General features: G+C 72.5%; 17 protein-coding genes. 11 read left to right on the forward strand and 6 right to left on the reverse strand.

Annotated features, from left to right (window positions below):
* Positions 1-62: 62 nt before the first annotated feature.
* A complete protein-coding gene (locus AB0C25_RS19360) occupies positions 63-443 on the reverse strand; it encodes a hypothetical protein (protein ID WP_357374904.1) in 381 nt (126 codons plus the stop codon).
* A 140-nt stretch (positions 444-583) separates the two neighbouring features.
* Here AB0C25_RS19360 and AB0C25_RS19365 point away from each other — a divergent pair, with 140 nt between their 5' ends.
* The 3 genes from AB0C25_RS19365 to AB0C25_RS19375 are packed head-to-tail and all read left to right on the forward strand — an operon-like array spanning position 584 to position 3,692.
* Positions 584-3,142 carry an ATP-dependent Clp protease ATP-binding subunit gene (locus AB0C25_RS19365; protein WP_357374906.1) on the forward strand — a complete coding sequence of 853 codons (2,559 nt, stop codon included), beginning with the start codon at positions 584-586 and terminating at the stop codon, positions 3,140-3,142.
* Positions 3,139-3,342, forward strand: a complete 204-nt coding sequence (locus tag AB0C25_RS19370) for a hypothetical protein (protein ID WP_357374908.1) — start codon at positions 3,139-3,141, stop codon at positions 3,340-3,342. Before AB0C25_RS19365 ends, AB0C25_RS19370 begins: the two co-directional genes overlap by 4 nt.
* Positions 3,342-3,692 (forward strand): DUF3140 domain-containing protein, encoded by a 351-nt coding sequence (locus AB0C25_RS19375; RefSeq protein WP_357374910.1) that lies wholly within the window; start codon positions 3,342-3,344, stop codon positions 3,690-3,692. The genes AB0C25_RS19370 and AB0C25_RS19375 overlap by 1 nt, the downstream gene beginning before the upstream one ends.
* A 57-nt stretch (positions 3,693-3,749) precedes the next feature.
* On the opposite strand, the gene AB0C25_RS19380 is transcribed toward AB0C25_RS19375, so the two are convergent.
* The 3 genes from AB0C25_RS19380 to AB0C25_RS19390 form a co-directional block, all read right to left on the reverse strand.
* Positions 3,750-3,995, reverse strand: a complete 246-nt coding sequence (locus AB0C25_RS19380) for a hypothetical protein (protein ID WP_357374912.1) — start codon at positions 3,993-3,995, stop codon at positions 3,750-3,752.
* Between the two features lie 58 nt (positions 3,996-4,053).
* On the reverse strand, positions 4,054-5,034 hold the full coding sequence (locus AB0C25_RS19385; RefSeq protein ID WP_357374914.1) for a LysR family transcriptional regulator: 981 nt from the start codon (positions 5,032-5,034) through the stop codon (positions 4,054-4,056).
* An 85-nt stretch (positions 5,035-5,119) separates the two neighbouring features.
* Positions 5,120-5,728 (reverse strand): hemerythrin domain-containing protein, encoded by a 609-nt coding sequence (locus AB0C25_RS19390; RefSeq protein WP_357374917.1) that lies wholly within the window; start codon positions 5,726-5,728, stop codon positions 5,120-5,122.
* A gap of 183 nt (positions 5,729-5,911) precedes the next feature.
* Between AB0C25_RS19390 and AB0C25_RS19395 the strand changes: the two genes are divergently transcribed.
* The gene (locus AB0C25_RS19395; RefSeq protein WP_357374919.1) at positions 5,912-7,240 is read left to right on the forward strand and encodes a M20/M25/M40 family metallo-hydrolase; all 1,329 of its coding nucleotides are present in this window, start codon (positions 5,912-5,914) and stop codon (positions 7,238-7,240) included.
* Between the two features lie 57 nt (positions 7,241-7,297).
* Entirely contained in the window at positions 7,298-7,960 is a 663-nt protein-coding gene (locus AB0C25_RS19400) for a hypothetical protein (RefSeq protein ID WP_357374921.1), read from the forward strand.
* A 55-nt stretch (positions 7,961-8,015) separates the two neighbouring features.
* Here the strand turns inward: AB0C25_RS19400 and AB0C25_RS19405 are convergent, their stop codons facing one another.
* A complete protein-coding gene (locus tag AB0C25_RS19405; RefSeq protein WP_013734349.1) occupies positions 8,016-8,207 on the reverse strand; it encodes a DUF5703 family protein in 192 nt (63 codons plus the stop codon).
* Positions 8,208-8,452: 245 nt separating this feature from the next.
* Between AB0C25_RS19405 and AB0C25_RS19410 the strand changes: the two genes are divergently transcribed.
* Positions 8,453-9,358, forward strand: coding sequence for a hypothetical protein (locus tag AB0C25_RS19410; RefSeq protein WP_357374923.1), 906 nt, complete (start codon positions 8,453-8,455; stop codon positions 9,356-9,358).
* Positions 9,359-9,510: 152 nt separating this feature from the next.
* Here AB0C25_RS19410 and AB0C25_RS19415 read toward each other — a convergent pair whose 3' ends face one another.
* Positions 9,511-10,482: an aldo/keto reductase gene (locus tag AB0C25_RS19415; RefSeq protein WP_357254155.1), complete on the reverse strand. Its 972-nt coding sequence runs from the start codon at positions 10,480-10,482 to the stop codon at positions 9,511-9,513.
* 186 nt (positions 10,483-10,668) lie between these two features.
* Here AB0C25_RS19415 and AB0C25_RS19420 point away from each other — a divergent pair, with 186 nt between their 5' ends.
* The 5 genes from AB0C25_RS19420 to AB0C25_RS19440 all read left to right on the forward strand — a co-directional run bounded on the left by AB0C25_RS19420 (position 10,669) and on the right by AB0C25_RS19440 (position 15,155).
* Entirely contained in the window at positions 10,669-11,721 is a 1,053-nt protein-coding gene (locus tag AB0C25_RS19420) for an LLM class F420-dependent oxidoreductase (RefSeq protein ID WP_357374925.1), read from the forward strand.
* Positions 11,718-12,554: an undecaprenyl-diphosphate phosphatase gene (locus AB0C25_RS19425; RefSeq protein ID WP_357374927.1), complete on the forward strand. Its 837-nt coding sequence runs from the start codon at positions 11,718-11,720 to the stop codon at positions 12,552-12,554. The genes AB0C25_RS19420 and AB0C25_RS19425 overlap by 4 nt, the downstream gene beginning before the upstream one ends.
* Positions 12,555-12,851: 297 nt before the next feature.
* A complete protein-coding gene (locus tag AB0C25_RS19430; RefSeq protein ID WP_357374929.1) occupies positions 12,852-13,565 on the forward strand; it encodes an MSMEG_4193 family putative phosphomutase in 714 nt (237 codons plus the stop codon).
* A gap of 184 nt (positions 13,566-13,749) precedes the next feature.
* Entirely contained in the window at positions 13,750-14,340 is a 591-nt protein-coding gene (locus AB0C25_RS19435; protein WP_357374931.1) for a DUF3090 domain-containing protein, read from the forward strand.
* Positions 14,337-15,155 carry an SCO1664 family protein gene (locus AB0C25_RS19440; RefSeq protein ID WP_357374933.1) on the forward strand — a complete coding sequence of 273 codons (819 nt, stop codon included), beginning with the start codon at positions 14,337-14,339 and terminating at the stop codon, positions 15,153-15,155. Before AB0C25_RS19435 ends, AB0C25_RS19440 begins: the two co-directional genes overlap by 4 nt.
* The last annotated feature ends 11 nt before the right edge of the window (positions 15,156-15,166 follow it).

A 15,166-nucleotide genomic window follows, 5' to 3' on the forward strand; every position in this document is an offset into this window, starting at 1 on the left:
GTCCGGAAGGCACCTGGACGTGCCGGGAGTCCGTTCTGTGGGAGTCCCAGTGCGAGAACTTCTCAGTTCTCCCGGAGCCAGCGCGGTCCGTACACCTCCGCGCCCAGGGCCGTGACCCGCTCGCGCAGCTCCCGGTCCGCGGTGACCACCAACCGACGTCGAAGCGGTGCGCCCGCGACCAGGTCGACGACGCTGTCGTCGCCGGAACCGGGTGCGGAGACCACCCGGACGCCGTCGGTCCCGGGTACGTCCCGCGCGGCCCCCTCGACCACCAGCACCACCTCCACCGGGGCCGGCAGTCGGGCCGGCAACCCGATGGTCGCCACCGGCGCGAGCGAGTCGCGCAGACGGGCGGCCGCCCCGGCCCGGTCACGCCACCACCCGTTCGGGCGGGAGCCCACCACGTTGGCGCCATCCACGATCAGCAGCGGGGTCTCATTCATCCGGCCAGCCTGCCACCAACGGGCGGTCCCGACCCGACGCCACTCCCGGGATGCCGGTACGGCGTCTCCCGTGGCGTTTGTCGGGGCGCGCGCCGGGTAGCCCCTGCCGACCGTGCCGCGCCCGACTGCGGAGGACAGACATGATGGGACCCGGTGACACCGGCTCCGACCCGTGGGACGAATTCCTGGCCAGGTACTTCGGTCGGGGCGAGGGAGGACGCCGACCGCCGCACCGGGTCGACATCACCCGACTCATGACCGCGGACGCCCGGGAAATGCTGGCCGACGCCGCCCGGCGGGCCGCGCAACGCCACAGCAACGACCTCGACACCGACCACCTGCTCTGGGCGGCGCTGCAACGCGAACCGCTACGTGACCTGGTACGCCGGGCCGGAGCAGACCCGGACACTTTGCTCAACGCGCTCGGCGGCAAGGGCGACGGCGCGCCACGCGGAGAGGTGCCGCCCAACCTGTCGCTGACCCCAGCCGCCAAGCGGGCGCTGCTCGACGCCCACCAGCTGTCCCGGGCGATGGGCGCCAACTACATCGGCCCCGAGCACATCCTGATGGCACTGCCGCTCAACCCGGAGTCGCCGGCCGGTCGGATGCTGGCCGCCGGCCGGATCCAACCCGAGTCGCTGCAGGCGGCCAACGCCGAGCGTGGGCCGATGACCGGGCCGAAGCCGGATCGTGGCACGCCCACCCTCGACCAGTACGGGCAGGACCTCACCGAGCTGGCGCGGATGGACCAGATCGACCCGGTGGTCGGACGCGCCGACGAGATCGAGCAGGCCATCGAGATCCTGTCCCGGCGCACCAAGAACAACCCGGTGCTGATCGGCGAGGCCGGCGTCGGCAAGACCGCCATCGTGGAGGGGCTGGCCGAGCGGATCTGCGACGGGGACGTGCCGCAGACCCTGCTCGGCAAGCGGGTCGTCCAACTCGACCTGGCGGGCCTGGTCGCCGGCACCCGCTACCGGGGGGACTTCGAGGAGCGGCTGAAGAAGGTGATCGACGAGATCCGGGCGCACCGGGACGAGCTGATCATCTTCATGGACGAGATCCACACGCTGGTCGGGGCGGGCGGCGCCGGCAGCGAGGGCGGCATGGACGCGTCCAACATGCTCAAACCCGCCCTCGCCCGCGGCGAGCTGCGGGTGATCGGCGCGACCACGCTCGACGAGTACCGCAAGAGCATCGAGAAGGACGCCGCGCTGGCCCGGCGCTTCCAACCGGTGCTGGTGCCCGAGCCCAGCGTCGACGACACCATCGCGATCCTGCGCGGCCTGCGCGACAGGTACGAGGCCCACCACCAGGTGCGCTTCAGCGATGAGGCGCTCGTCGCCGCCGCCGAGCTGTCCGACCGGTACGTCACCGACCGGTTCCTGCCCGACAAGGCCATCGACCTGATCGACCAGGCCGGCGCCCGGGTGCGGTTGCGGACCCGTACGCCCGCCTCCGACGTGCGGGAGCTGGAGCAGGAGCTCGACGAGGTACGCCGGGACAAGGAACAGGCCGTCACCGACGAGCAGTACGAGCGGGCGTCCGCCCTGCGGGATCGGATCTCCGAGTTGGAGGGGGACATCCGCCGCGCGAACGGCGACGACGGCTCGTCCACCTCACAGGTGCCCGAGGTGGGTCCGCAGGAGATCGCCGAGGTGGTCTCCCGGGCCACCGGCATCCCGGTCAGCCAGCTCACCGAGGAGGAACGCGACCGGCTGCTGCGCCTGGAGGGGCACCTGCACCAGAAGGTGGTCGGCCAGGACGACGCGGTCACCGCGGTCGCCGAGGCTGTCCGTCGCTCCCGGGCCGGGCTGGCCGACCCGGAACGACCGATGGGCAGCTTCCTGTTCCTCGGCCCGACGGGTGTCGGCAAGACCGAGCTGGCCCGTGCCCTGGCCGAGGCGTTGTTCGGCGAGGCGGACCGGATGGTCCGGGTGGACATGAGCGAGTTCCAGGAACGGCACACGGTCACTCGACTGGTCGGCGCTCCACCCGGGTACGTCGGCTACGAGGAGGCCGGTCAGCTCACCGAGGCGGTGCGTCGCCGCCCGTACGCGGTGGTGCTGCTCGACGAGATCGAGAAGGCCCACCCGGACGTGTTCAACATCCTGCTCCAGGTGCTCGACGACGGGCGGCTGACCGACAGTCAGGGTCGCACGGTGAACTTCAAGAACACCGTACTGATCATGACGAGCAACCTCGGTTCGGAGCTGATCACCGGCGCCCAGCGCTCCGTCGGCTTCGGCAGCGGGGACGTGGGCAGCGAGCAGGAGAACGACGAACTGCGCGAGCGGCTGATGCGCCGCCTGCAGGAGAACTTCCGCCCGGAGTTCCTCAACCGCATCGACGAGGTCATCATCTTCCGCCGGCTGGAGGCCGAGCAGTTGCGCGACATCACCGCGCTGCTGTTGGAGGAGACCCGCCGCCGGATGCACGCCCAGGACCTTCAGGTGGAGTTCACCACCGCCGGCATCGACTGGCTCGCCGAGCACGGCTACCAGCCGGAGTTCGGCGCCCGGCCGCTGCGCCGGGTGATCCAGCGGGAGGTGGACAACCACCTGTCCCGGATGCTGCTGGAGTCGGCGATCTCACCGGGGCAGAAGGTCACGGTGGACGTTCGCGACGGGGCGCTCACCTTCGACGTGACCGCAGGCGAGCGGGGGTACACCGCCGCCACGACCACCCACCCGCGATGAGCGGGCCGGCGCGACGAGACGACCACGAGGACCCGCACGAGCCCACGAAAGCCCGGGACGAGGACGACCATCCCGACCCGATCCTGGCGCCGCCCACCGCGAACCCCCGCCGCACGCGGGTGCCCGCGGAGGGCCTGCATCCCAGGACCGACCAGGACGACCCGGAGACGTCCGGGAAACCGCCCGGAGAGGAGACCTGATGGTACGCGAAGCGCGGCTCGACCCCGAGGTGGAAGTGCTCTGGGAGGACTTCCACGCCGAGGTCAACGTCCCGTCGGAGCAGCTGCGGACGTGGTTGCTGACCAGGGGTTCCGGTGAGGAGTCGTTCAGCCCGAACCCGAACCTCGACCTGCCCCAGCCGGGCCGGGAGATCCTCAAGGTGCTGAACAAGCGCAAGGTGGACCTCACCGGCGAGGACATCGAGGTGATGCGGGAGGCGGTCGAGCGGATCCGCGAGCTGATGGATGCCAAGCCGTCGCGCGGCAACGCCGACGACACCTGGCGGCACTCGCTGCTCGACCTCGGACACGACCCGCTCGTCGAACGCTGAACGAGGCCACGCGCGACGGTGCCGTCCCGGGCGGGGACGGCACCGTCGCGTCTTGCGCTACTGGCCCTGGTCCGGTTCCAGGCTGGCGATGGTCAGCCCCGCCGCGTCGGCGGCGGCGTCGCGGTCGGTGCGGGTCTGGTCCTCCCGGGTGAGCAGGTTGGCGTACTCGGTGACGGCGGCCGGGTCGGGCACCTGCGGCAGGCGGCGCAGGAACGCCTCCACCGCACGGGTGGCGGCGGTGTGCGCGGCGGCCGCCTCGCGGAGCAGTTCCCGGTCGTCGGCGGACGGGTAGAGGTCGGTCATGTCCGCCAGATACCCGGCCCACGGCGGTTCGCACCGCCAACGGCCGGTTACCTCCCGCTCAGCCCGGTCGGACCCCGGTGGGCTGCCGGACGCCGAACGCCGGGTGACGCAGCAGCCAGTCCAGGTACGCGGGATGCGGGGCCAACGAGTCGACGTACGCCGCCTTCGCCGTCTGCACCATCAGGTCGGCCTCCCGGGCGGCGGGGGAGTCCGGATGCCAGCCGAGCAGGAGCCGCCAGCGCAGCGGTATGCCGGCGAGGCGGCGGGTGACCAACCCGGCCACCGGGCGGAACGTCGCCTGGCACAGCGCGATCGCCACTCCGGCTTCCACCAGGTCGACGCAGCCGCGGATGTCGGTCTCGTACACCTTGCGGGGGGTGAATCCGGCGCGGGCGCAGGCGGTGGCGAAGCAGTCGGCGAAGCAGCCGTCGCCCGGGGCGGCCACCCACTGCTCGTGCCGCAGGTCCGCCAGGCGCACCTCGTCGTGCGCCGCGAGGGGGTGGGTCTCGGGCAGCAGCACCAGCACCGGGTCGATGGCCACCTCCTGCCAGCTCAACCCGAACCCCGCCGACGGGCTGGCGTCGCCGCACACCCCGGTGAGGGCGAAGTCCAGTCGGCCGCCCGCCACCAACTGCGCCAGCTCGTCCACCGACCAGGAGGCGAGCGTGGTGATCTGGGCCGGCGGCTGCTCGGCCGCCAGGCGGTGCACCATCCGGCCCAGGATCGGGCTGTTCACCCCACCGAACCGGTAGCACGGCGGCGCGTCGCCGGCCCCGGCCAGCCGGGCCGCCTCGTCCTGCAACCCCTTCATCGCCGGCAGCAGCACCCGGGCCCGAGCCAGCACCAGCTCACCGAGAGCGGTGGGCCGGGCGCCGCGCCGGTCCCGGTCGAACAGCGGGCCGCCCAGGGTCCGCTCGATGCGCTGGAGCTGGGCGGTTAGCGCCGGCTGGGCCAGGCCGAGCGCCGACGCCGCCTTCGTCACACTCCCCGTCTCCGCGATCGCGCAGACCACCCGCAGGTGACGCAGCTCCAGGTTCATACCGTGACGGTAGGACTACACGTCAGCCGGCGGAATAGCCCGAGCGGATCGGTGATAATGAATGCACTTGGGATCGCCGCCGCCGTCAGTCCCGCGGCGACTCCGGCAGGTCCGCCAGGTACGTCGGCCGGCGGGTCACCGCGTCGAGCACCTTGTCCACCACCCCGACCGCCGGCTCCACGATCCGGTTCCACGGAGGGGTGGCCGGAGTGCCCGGGTGCGGCCGGGTCGGCGCGGCCTCCTCGGCGATCTCCAGCCGGTTGCCCAGCCGGATCAGCTCCTCCTGGGTCGCGACCGCGCGTAGCTCGGTGACGAGCGCACCCACCCCGTCGACGTGGTGGCGGACCCGCTCGGCGATCTCGGCCAACCCCTCGTCGGTCGCGCCCTTCAGGGCGCTGAGCAGGCTGGCGTCGGCGTTGATCTCGGCGTCCACCCGCTCGGCGGCCGCCGGCAGCGCGGCGCGTACCGCCGGCAGCAGGTACTGCTCCTCGGCGGAGAGGTGCCGCGACAACGCGGCGGTGAGCACCGGCAGCCCTTCCCGCGGTGTGGCGTCCGGGCCGGTCAGCTGGTCCAGCAGCGCCACCAGTTGACGGTGCTCCCGGTCGACGATGTCGGCGATGTTGCGGCCACCGGGTCGGTAGCCCTCCTCGGGTGCGGGTGCGGGCGGCAGCGGCGGCAGGGGAACGGCGGACATGGTGCCCTCCTCGACTGGCGGGCGGAAGCTCCGGCAGGGATGTGCGGTCGTGGGCGGCGGTACCCGAACCCGGCCCCGGCGAAACCGGGCCCGTCGATGCGCCGGCCCGGGACCACCGGCGTGCCGGCCCGCGCGCACCGGTGCGCCGCCCGGCCGGCCGGCGCCGGCTGGTATGAAGAGGCGATGACGAGCGATGCGGCCTCCACCCGACCCGACCCCAGCGCGGAGGTCGTGGACCTCTGCCGCGACCTGCTGCGCATCGACACCACCAACACGGGGGACAACGACACGAGCGTCGGCGAGCGCCGCGCCGCCGAGTACGTGGCGGAGAAGCTCGCCGAGGTGGGCGTGGAGTCCGTCCTGCACGAGTCCGCGCCGGGCCGGGCGAACGTGGTGGCCCGCATCCCCGGCGCCGACCCGAGCCGGGGTGCGCTGCTGGTGCACGGCCACCTGGACGTGGTGCCCGCCGACGCCGACGAGTGGTCGGTGCACCCGTTCTCCGGCGAGCTGCGCGACGGTTACCTCTGGGGCCGCGGCGCGATCGACATGAAGGACTTCGACGCGATGGTGCTCGCCGTGGTGCGGCACTGGCAGCGCACCGGCGTACGGCCACCGCGGGACATCGTGCTCGCGTACACCGCCGACGAGGAGGCGGGCAGCGACTACGGCGCGCGTTTCCTGGTGGAGAACCACCGTGACCTCTTCGACGGCTGCACGGAGGCGATCGGTGAGGTCGGCGGTTTCTCCTACTCGGTCAACGACAGCCAGCGGCTCTACCTGATCGAGACCGCCGAGAAGGGCATCGACTGGCTGCGGTTGCACGCCAAGGGTCGCCCCGGGCACGGCTCGATGGTGCACGACGACAACGCGGTCACCGCGCTCGCCGAGGCGGTCGCCCGGATCGGCCGGCACCGCTTCCCGGTGGTGGTCACCGACACCGTGCGGGCCTTCCTGGAGGAGGTCTCCGACCTGCTCGGCGTCGAGCTGGACCCGGACGACCCGGAGACGGCCATCGCGAAGCTCGGCCCGATCGCCAACATCATCGGGGCGACCATCCGCAACACCGCCAATCCGACCCGGCTCGACGCCGGCTACAAGGACAACGTCATCCCCGGCCGCGCCACCGCCACGATCGACTGCCGCAGCCTGCCCGGCCAGTCCGAGCTGCTGGAGCGGCAGCTGCGGGAGCTCATCGGCCCGGACATCGCGATCGAGTACATCCAGCGGCAGCCCGCGCTGGAGACCACCTTCGACGGCGACCTCGTCGAGGCCATGTCGGCGGCGCTGCGCGCCGAGGACCCGGGTGCGCGTCCGGTCCCGTACATGCTCTCCGGCGGCACCGACGCCAAGGCGTTCTCCCAGCTCGGCATCCGCTGCTTCGGGTTCGCCCCGCTGCGGCTGCCCGCCGACCTGAACTTCTCGGCGTTGTTCCACGGCATCGACGAGCGGGTTCCGGTCGACGGACTACAGTTCGGCGTGCGGGTTCTCGACCGGTTCCTCCGCACCTGCTAGCCGCGCCCGGCGCTGCATCCGGCGCGCGACCTCCCCAACGTGAAGGGACTGCCCCACATGACCGACCAGCACGGTGAGCTGGACGCCGCTCTCGAGCGGGTGATCGAAGCGGCCCGCCACCACCTGGCCGCCGTACGCGCCGCGCAGGGCCGCGTCGACGACGACGACGTCTGGCAGGCGTACGTGGCGTTGAACAACGCCTCCTTCGCGTACGACGAGCGGTTGCTCGACGCCTTCGGCGAGGTGACGCCGTGGGATGTCGACTCGATCGACCCGGACGAGGCCGACGAGCGCTTCGGCGGCCCCGAGGGTTCCGAGGCCAGCGACCCGCACCCCCGGGTGATCTCGGTGCGGCAGCGTCGCGACTACCGGGTGCCGAGCGTCGCCGCGCTGCTGCGGGTGGCCGAGGCGGCCCGCCGCGAGGGCACCCCCGAGGACGACGAGCCGGCGCCGGTGGAGGGCGTCGGCGAGGCGGTGCTGGAGTTGCTGCAGAGCGGCGACGGCTCGCTCGGCGCGCTGGACGTCCCCGAGCTGGAGCCCCTCGACGGGGTGGTGATGGTCAGCGAGGTGGGCACCCCGGTCGATCTGGAGTCGTTCGACGACGACGACGCGGTCGGCCCGTTCCAGCCGGCGGTCGACGACCGGCTGGTCGGCCGGCTCGACGAGCACCCGTTCCTGGAGCTCGACGACGATCACGACCACGCCGGGCACCAGCACTAGGGCGCGCCAAGGCCGTTCGACGCCCGGGGTCCACGTGGCCCCGGGCGTCCGGCCGTCAGTACGACAGGCCAGGCTGCGGCTGGTTGACCCGCCGCCGCCGCAGCACCACCTGCCGCGTGCCGTCCCGGTACAACCGCACCCGGGCCAACTCCCATCCGGAGAACTCCGCCTGGATCGCCAACTGCGCCGCCGCGGTCAACCGGTCGACGTTCGGCGGCAGCCGCAGTGGCGCGTATTCGTAGTCCATGCCATCCATGCTGCCCAGCCCAGCGGCTGTTCGCCACCCCCTTGGGGGTGACCAACGACGCTGCCGTGGGGTGGTTCGTGCCGACCTGTGCGCCCCTGAGCCGTGGAGCGTGCTGTCCGTGTCACGGGGTGGTGCCGGGTGGCCGGGAATCGTATCGTCGGTGCGCTCGACTCATGGGGGAGGAACGGCATGCCGCCGGATATCGACGTCGACGTGCGGGCGGTCCGTCGACTGGAGACATCGTGATGCCAGGGGAACGGGGCCGGCTGGGTCGGTTCACCGACGCGGTGCTCGGCGGCGCGCGGGCCGCCCGGGACAGGGCCCGTGAGCTGCGCGAGGAGTTCCGCACCAGCGACGAACCCGAACGTGCCCTCGTCGCGCCACTGCTGCCCGGACAGGAGCTGCGGTACGTGGGGCTCGGCCCGGTCCGTGCCCCGCAGACCCACAGGGCCGGGCGGCAGCTCGCCGGTGTGATGGCCGACGAGTTCGTCGACTCGCTCGACCCGAAGGTGCTGTTCGGGTTGCTCAACATCGTCAACCCGGTGGTCTGGGTGGACGCGGTGCTGACGCCGGTCCGGCTGGCCGCGGGCCTGCTGCTGCTGCCCGCCAAGGCCGCTGCCGTCGCGGCCGGTGTGCCGGAGGCGGCCGAACCGGAGCCGGTCCCACCACCGCAGCGGGCGCAGCGGGATCCCATCCCGCTCACCGAGGAACAGGAGGCGTTCCGCGCCTTGTTCCGGCTCAGCCTGTACCGCCCGCTGGCCGACCAGCTCGCCGAGATCGCCTACCGTCGCCGGTACGTCTTCAGCGGCGACCTCGCCACCCTCGCCGGCAGCCTGCTGCTCTTCCTGGAGCGCTACAACGGCACCCCGCTGGCGGTGACCGACACCCACCTGCACCTGCTGCGGATGGGTCCCCGCCCGGACGCCGACCGCCCCGACCGGCGCCAACCGCGGGTGCTGTGGAGTGTGCCACGTGACCGGGTGGCCCGGATCGACTCGGAGCGCGGCGCGGCCGGGTTCGTGCAGCTGACCTCCACGATCGTCTTCGCCGACGACTCGTGGATCCGACTCACCCAGCCCGCTGTCCGCGACGACCAGTCGCGCTTCCTGACCGCGATCCACGACCTCCCCGGGCAGCGCCCGTCGCCCTGACGCCCTGTCCCGGCAAGCACCTGCCGCCGCGCCGCGTCCAAGATCGCGCTCGATCCATGACGTGGTGGCCACCTCGTCGCGGGATGCCACCGCACCAAGGATCGAGCACGATCTTGCCGGGCGCCGCAACCGGGGGCGAGGAACATCGTCGGTCAGCCGTCGCGTTCGGGGTAGCCCAACGGCACCGCCGAGACGTCGTCCAGGGCGGTGGTGATCTCCTCCGGCAGGGTGATCCGTTCCACGGGGAGTGCGCCGAGCAGTTGCCCGACCGTCCGCGCGCCGAGGATCGGCGCGGTCACCCCCGGCCGGTCCCGGATCCACGCCAACGCCACCTCCAGCGGCGACACCCCCAGGCCGCCGGCCGCGGTGGCCACCGCCTCCACGATGCTGGAGCAGCGCGGCTCCAGGTACGTCGAGACGAACCGCTCGAAGTGCGGCGACGCGGCTCGGGAGTCCGCCGGACGGCCGTGCCGGTACTTGCCGGTGAGCACGCCGCGACCCAGCGGTGACCAGGGCAGCAGGCCGAGGCCGAGCGCGTCGCACGCGGGCAGCACCTCCCGCTCCACGCCCCGCTCCAGCAGCGAATACTCCACCTGGGTGGCGACCACGGGCGCCCGCCCCGGCCAGGCGGTCTGCCAGGCGGCGGCCCGTGCGGTCTGCCAGCCGGAGAAGTTCGACACACCGACGTAGCGGACCTTGCCGCTGGCCACCGCGTGGTCCAACGCGGCGAGGGTCTCCTCCAGCGGGGTGTCCGGGTCGTACCCGTGCACCTGGAACAGGTCGACGTGGTCGGTGCCGAGGCGGCGCAGCGACGCGTCCAACGTCCGCAGCAGGTGCCCCCGGGAGCCGTCGCGCCGTCGACCACTGCCCGGGCGCAGCCCCGCCTTGGTGGCGATCAGCAGCTCGTCGCGGGGCACGAGGGTGCCCAGCAGCGACCCGATCACCGACTCGGCGTCGCCGTCGCCGTACACGTCGGCCGTGTCGATCAGGTTGCCGCCCGCGTCCAGGTAACTCTTCAGCTGGGCGGCCGCGTCGTCGGCATCGGTGTCCCGGCCCCAGGTCATGGTGCCGAGCGCGAGCCGGGAAACCGCCAGCCCGCTTCGGCCGAGCGGTCGCTGTTGCATGGGTGAACCTTATTTCGAACCTGCCGCCACGGATATCCTCGCTCCCGTATCTCTGCCGGTTCTGCCGGTTCCGCCGCCGTGGGCTGCCCCGATGGAGGGGGGAGCGAAGGTGTCGAGCCGGTGATCGAGTCCGTTTTCGGCATTGCGTAACCTGGTGCGACCTGTGCCACGGATGGGGGAGGACCAGTGCGACTCGGGCTCAGTCTCGGATACCAGACAGCGTGGAGCACACCGGCCGACCACCTGGCCCTCGCCCAGGAGGCGGACCGGCTGGGCTACTCGGTGGTGTGGGCGGCGGAGGCGTACGGCTCCGACTCGCCCAGCATGCTCGCCTGGATGGCCGGCCAGACCGAACGGATCGACGTCGGCGCGGCGGTGATGCAGATCCCCGCCCGTACGCCGGCCGCCACCGCCATGACCGCCGCCACCATCGACGCGCTCTCCGGTGGCCGGTTCCGGCTCGGCCTGGGTGTCTCCGGTCCGCAGGTGTCGGAGGGGTGGCACGGTGTGCGGTTCGCCAAGCCCCTCGCCCGGACCCGCGAGTTCGTCGACATCGTGAAGCTGGCCATCGCCCGCAAGGAGGTGGCCTACGACGGGCAGCACTACACGCTGCCGTTGCCGGACGGCCCGGGTAAGGCCCTGCGGTTGGGCTTCCATCCACCCCGCGAGCACATACCGATCTACCTGGCGGCGGTCGGCCCGAAGAACCTGGAGCTGGCCGGTGAGATCGCCGACGGCTGGTTGGCGGTGTTCTACGCGCCGGAGTTCGCCGAGGAGCAGCTCGCGTCGGTCCGCGCCGGTCGGGCGAAGGTCGGCAAGGACCTGGCCGGGTTCGACGTGGTGCCCTCGGTGCCGGTGGTGATCGGCGACGACGTGGCCTCCTGCGCCGAGCTGGTCCGCTGGTACGCGGCGCTGTACGTGGGCGGCATGGGCAGCCGCGAGCAGAACTTCTACAACCAGCTCGCCACCCGGATGGGGTACGGCGACGCCGCCCGCGACGTGCAGGATCTGTACCTGGCAAAGCGGCAGCGCGACGCGGCCGCGGCCGTACCCATGGAGTTCATCGACCGCACCTCACTGCTCGGCCCGAAGGAGCGCGTCGCCGAGCGGATGCGGGAGTACGCTGCCGCCGGCGTCACCACGTTGTCGGTGACCCTGTTCGTCGCCGACCGGGACAGCGGTGTGCAGACCCTGCGTACCGTCGCCGAGGCACTGGAGCTTTCGGGAGTCGGCGAGTGACCTGGGTTGAGGCCATCGTCCTGGGCATCGTCCAGGGACTGACCGAGTTCCTTCCGGTCAGCTCGTCGGGGCATCTGCGGATCACCTCGGCGATCTTCTTCGACCGGGACGCCGGCGCGTCGTTCACCGCGGTCACCCAGCTCGGCACCGAGGCGGCCGTGCTGATCTACTTCGCCAAGGACATCTGGCGGATCACCCGGACCTGGCTGGTGGGCATCCGGGACGCGTCGGTCCGCTCCAGCCTCGACTACCGGATGGGCTGGTACGTGATCGTCGGCTCGATTCCGATCGGGTTGTTCGGTTTCCTGTTCAAGGACCAGATCAAGACCGCCGGGCGCAACCTGTGGGTCGTGGCGACCACGCTCATCGTCTTCGCCTTCGTGCTGGCGTTCGCGGAGTACTGGGGGCGGCAGACCCGCACCCTGGAGAACTTCCGGATGAAGGACGGCATCGTGATGGGCTTCGCCCAGGCGATGGCGCTGGTCCCCGGGGTGTCCCGCTCCGGTGGCACGCTCACCGCCGGCCTGCTGCTCAACCTCACCCGGGAGGCGGCGGCACGGTACTCGTTCCTGCTGGCCATCCCGGCGGTGGTGATGTCCGGCGTGTTCAGCCTCGGAGACGTCTTCGAGCCGTCCGCCCCGGGCACCTCCGTGCCGACGGTGGCCCAGACGATCGTGGCCACCCTCATCGCCTTCGGCATCGGGTACGCGGCCATCGCCTGGTTGCTGCGCTACGTCGCCCACCACACCCTGTACGTCTTCGTGCTGTACCGGGTGGCGTTGGGCACGCTGGTCCTGGCGCTGCTGTTGACCGGCGCGATCGACGCCACCTGACCGACCCGCCGACGGCCCCCGGCCCTGCCTCCGGGCGGGACCGGGGGCCGCGGTCGTCATCCCCGCCCGCCGCCCGCCGCCCGCCGCCCGCCGCCTGCCGCCCGCCGCCCGCCGCCCGCCAGGCATGATCGACTCGACTTTCTTGAAATCGCGCTGTCCGGGACGGTCGGACAGCCCGACTTCCTGAAAATCGAGTCGATCATGAAGCGCGGGCCGGCGGCGCCGACCCCCGGCGGCGCGTACCTCAGGTGGTGGCTCGCAGCCCGCGGCCGTCCCGGGCGGGACGCAGGTCATAGGGTGGTCCCCGTGGCGACCCTTCTGCTTCTGCGACACGGCCGGACCACGGCGAACGCCGACGGCGGCCTGGCCGGTCGGCAACCGGTCGAACTGGACGACACCGGGCGCGCCCAGGCCGCCGCTGCGGGTGAGCGGTTGCGGGCGGTGCCGCTGGCGAGGGTGGTGACCAGCCCGCTGATCCGCTGCCGGCAGACCCTGGAGTTGGCGCTTCCGCAGGCCACCCCGGTCGTCGAGGACGGGTTGATCGAGTGTGACTACGGCAGCTGGGAGGGGCAGCCGCTGAAGAAGCTCGCGAAGGAGCCGCTCTGGCCGGTGGTCCAGCAGCGCCCCAGCGCGGCGGTGTTCCCCGGTGGGGAGGCGATGGCGGAGATGGCCGCGCGGGCGGTCGCGGCGGTGCGCTCGTGGGACGCCCGGGTGAGCGCCGAGCACGGGCCCGAGGCGGTGTGGCTGGCGTGTAGCCACGGCGATGTGATCAAGGCCATCGTGGCGGACGCGCTCGGCGTACACCTGGATCTTTTCCAGCGGATCGTGGCCGACCCGGCGTCGGTGACCGCGATCCGGTTCACCCCGCTGCGGCCGTTCCTGGTCCGGCTCAACGACACCGGCGGTGACCTGTCGGCCCTGGTGCCGCCACCGCGCAAGCGGCGTCGGCGGGCTCCCCGCGCGGCCGACTCGGACGCCGCGGTCGGCGGTGGCGCCGGCGCGTCCTCGTGACGACGCCACCGGGCGGCCACCCCGCCGCGACAACCCCGCCTGATCGTCGGCCGAGACCGGCCGAGGCCGGCGGCGGGGCCGCCACGCCCGGTTATTGCCGCTGGTACGCCGGGCGCGCCGCCCCTGGGGCGATTCGGGTCGGTGGGGTGCGCGGTGCCCTGGCGGGCCGGATAGGGTCGTGGGTATGACCCACCAGGTGCACGCCTTCGAACCGCCGGAGCGGTTCGTCGCCGGGACTGTCGGGCCGCCGGGGGAGCGCGCGTTCTTCCTGCAGGCCCGCGGCGGCGGCAGGCTGGTCAGCGTCGCGCTGGAAAAGGTTCAGGTGTCCCTGCTCGCCGAGAAGCTGGAGGAGCTGCTCACCGAGGCGCAGCGTCGCTTCGGGGTGGACCTGCCCGAGCTGGCCCAGGTGATCGGCGACAACGAGCCACTGGACACGCCCGTCGACGAGGAGTTCCGCGTCGGGACCCTCGGGCTGGCCTTCGACGTGGACACCGCGACCGTGGTGATCGAGGCGATCGCCGCGGGCGAGGTGGAGCCCGAGGTCGAGTTGGGCGACGAGGACGACGAGGACCCCGACGACGACGATGTCGAGGACGACGAGCCGGACGAGGACCTCGACCGGCTCCGGGTCCGGCTCACCCCGCAGGCGACCCGTCAGTTCATCGAGCGGGCCCGGCGAGTGGTCAACGCGGGTCGGCCTCCGTGCCCGCTCTGCGGCCAACCGTTGGACCCCGCCGGGCACCTCTGCCCGCGGCACAACGGTTATCACCGGTGACCTCGTCCGGCCTCCAGCCTCGCCAGGACGGCGACGCGGCGCTGCGGCTGCTGCGGGACGGCACGCTCGACCTGGAGGGTCGGCTGGTCGACGCGTCGAACACCACGTTGCGCGGCATCCTGACCCTGGACGGGGCCACCGCCCGCTGCGTCTACAAACCGGTCCGCGGTGAGCGTCCGCTCTGGGACTTCCCCGACGGCACCCTGGCCGGGCGGGAGGTCTCGGCGTACCTGGTCTCCCGGGCCACCGGCTGGGACCTGGTGCCGCCCACGGTGCTGCGCGACGGCCCGTTCGGCCCCGGCTCCTGCCAGCTGTGGATCGACGAGCCGGAGGACGCCGACCCGCTTGTGGGTTTCCTGCCGGCCGGGGAGCTGCCGCCACGCTGGTTCCCGATCGCCGCGGCCCGCGACGACGACGGCACGGCGTACGCCCTCGCGCACGCCGACGACCCCCGGCTGGCCCGTCTCGCGGTGCTCGACGCGGTGATCAACAACGCGGACCGTAAGGGTGCTCACGTGCTGGTCGGTGCCGACGACCGGATCTACGGGGTGGACCACGGGGTGAGCTTCCACGTGGAGGACAAGCTGCGCACGGTGCTCTGGGGCTGGGCCGGCAAGCAGTTGCCCCCGGATGCCGTGGAGATGCTCGACGGGCTCGCCGGGCAGGTCGCCGGGGCGCTCGGCGCGGAGCTGGCCGACCACCTCACCATCAGCGAGGTGACCGAGGTGGCCGCCCGGATCGACAGGTTGCGCGAGACCTGCCGCTTCCCGCAGCCACCGGAGGACTGGCCGGCGATCCCCTGGCCACCCATGTGAGCCGTTGTCAT

Source organism: Micromonospora sp. NPDC048839 (assembly GCF_040649915.1).
In the GTDB taxonomy this organism is placed as follows: Bacteria; Actinomycetota; Actinomycetes; order Mycobacteriales; family Micromonosporaceae; genus Micromonospora.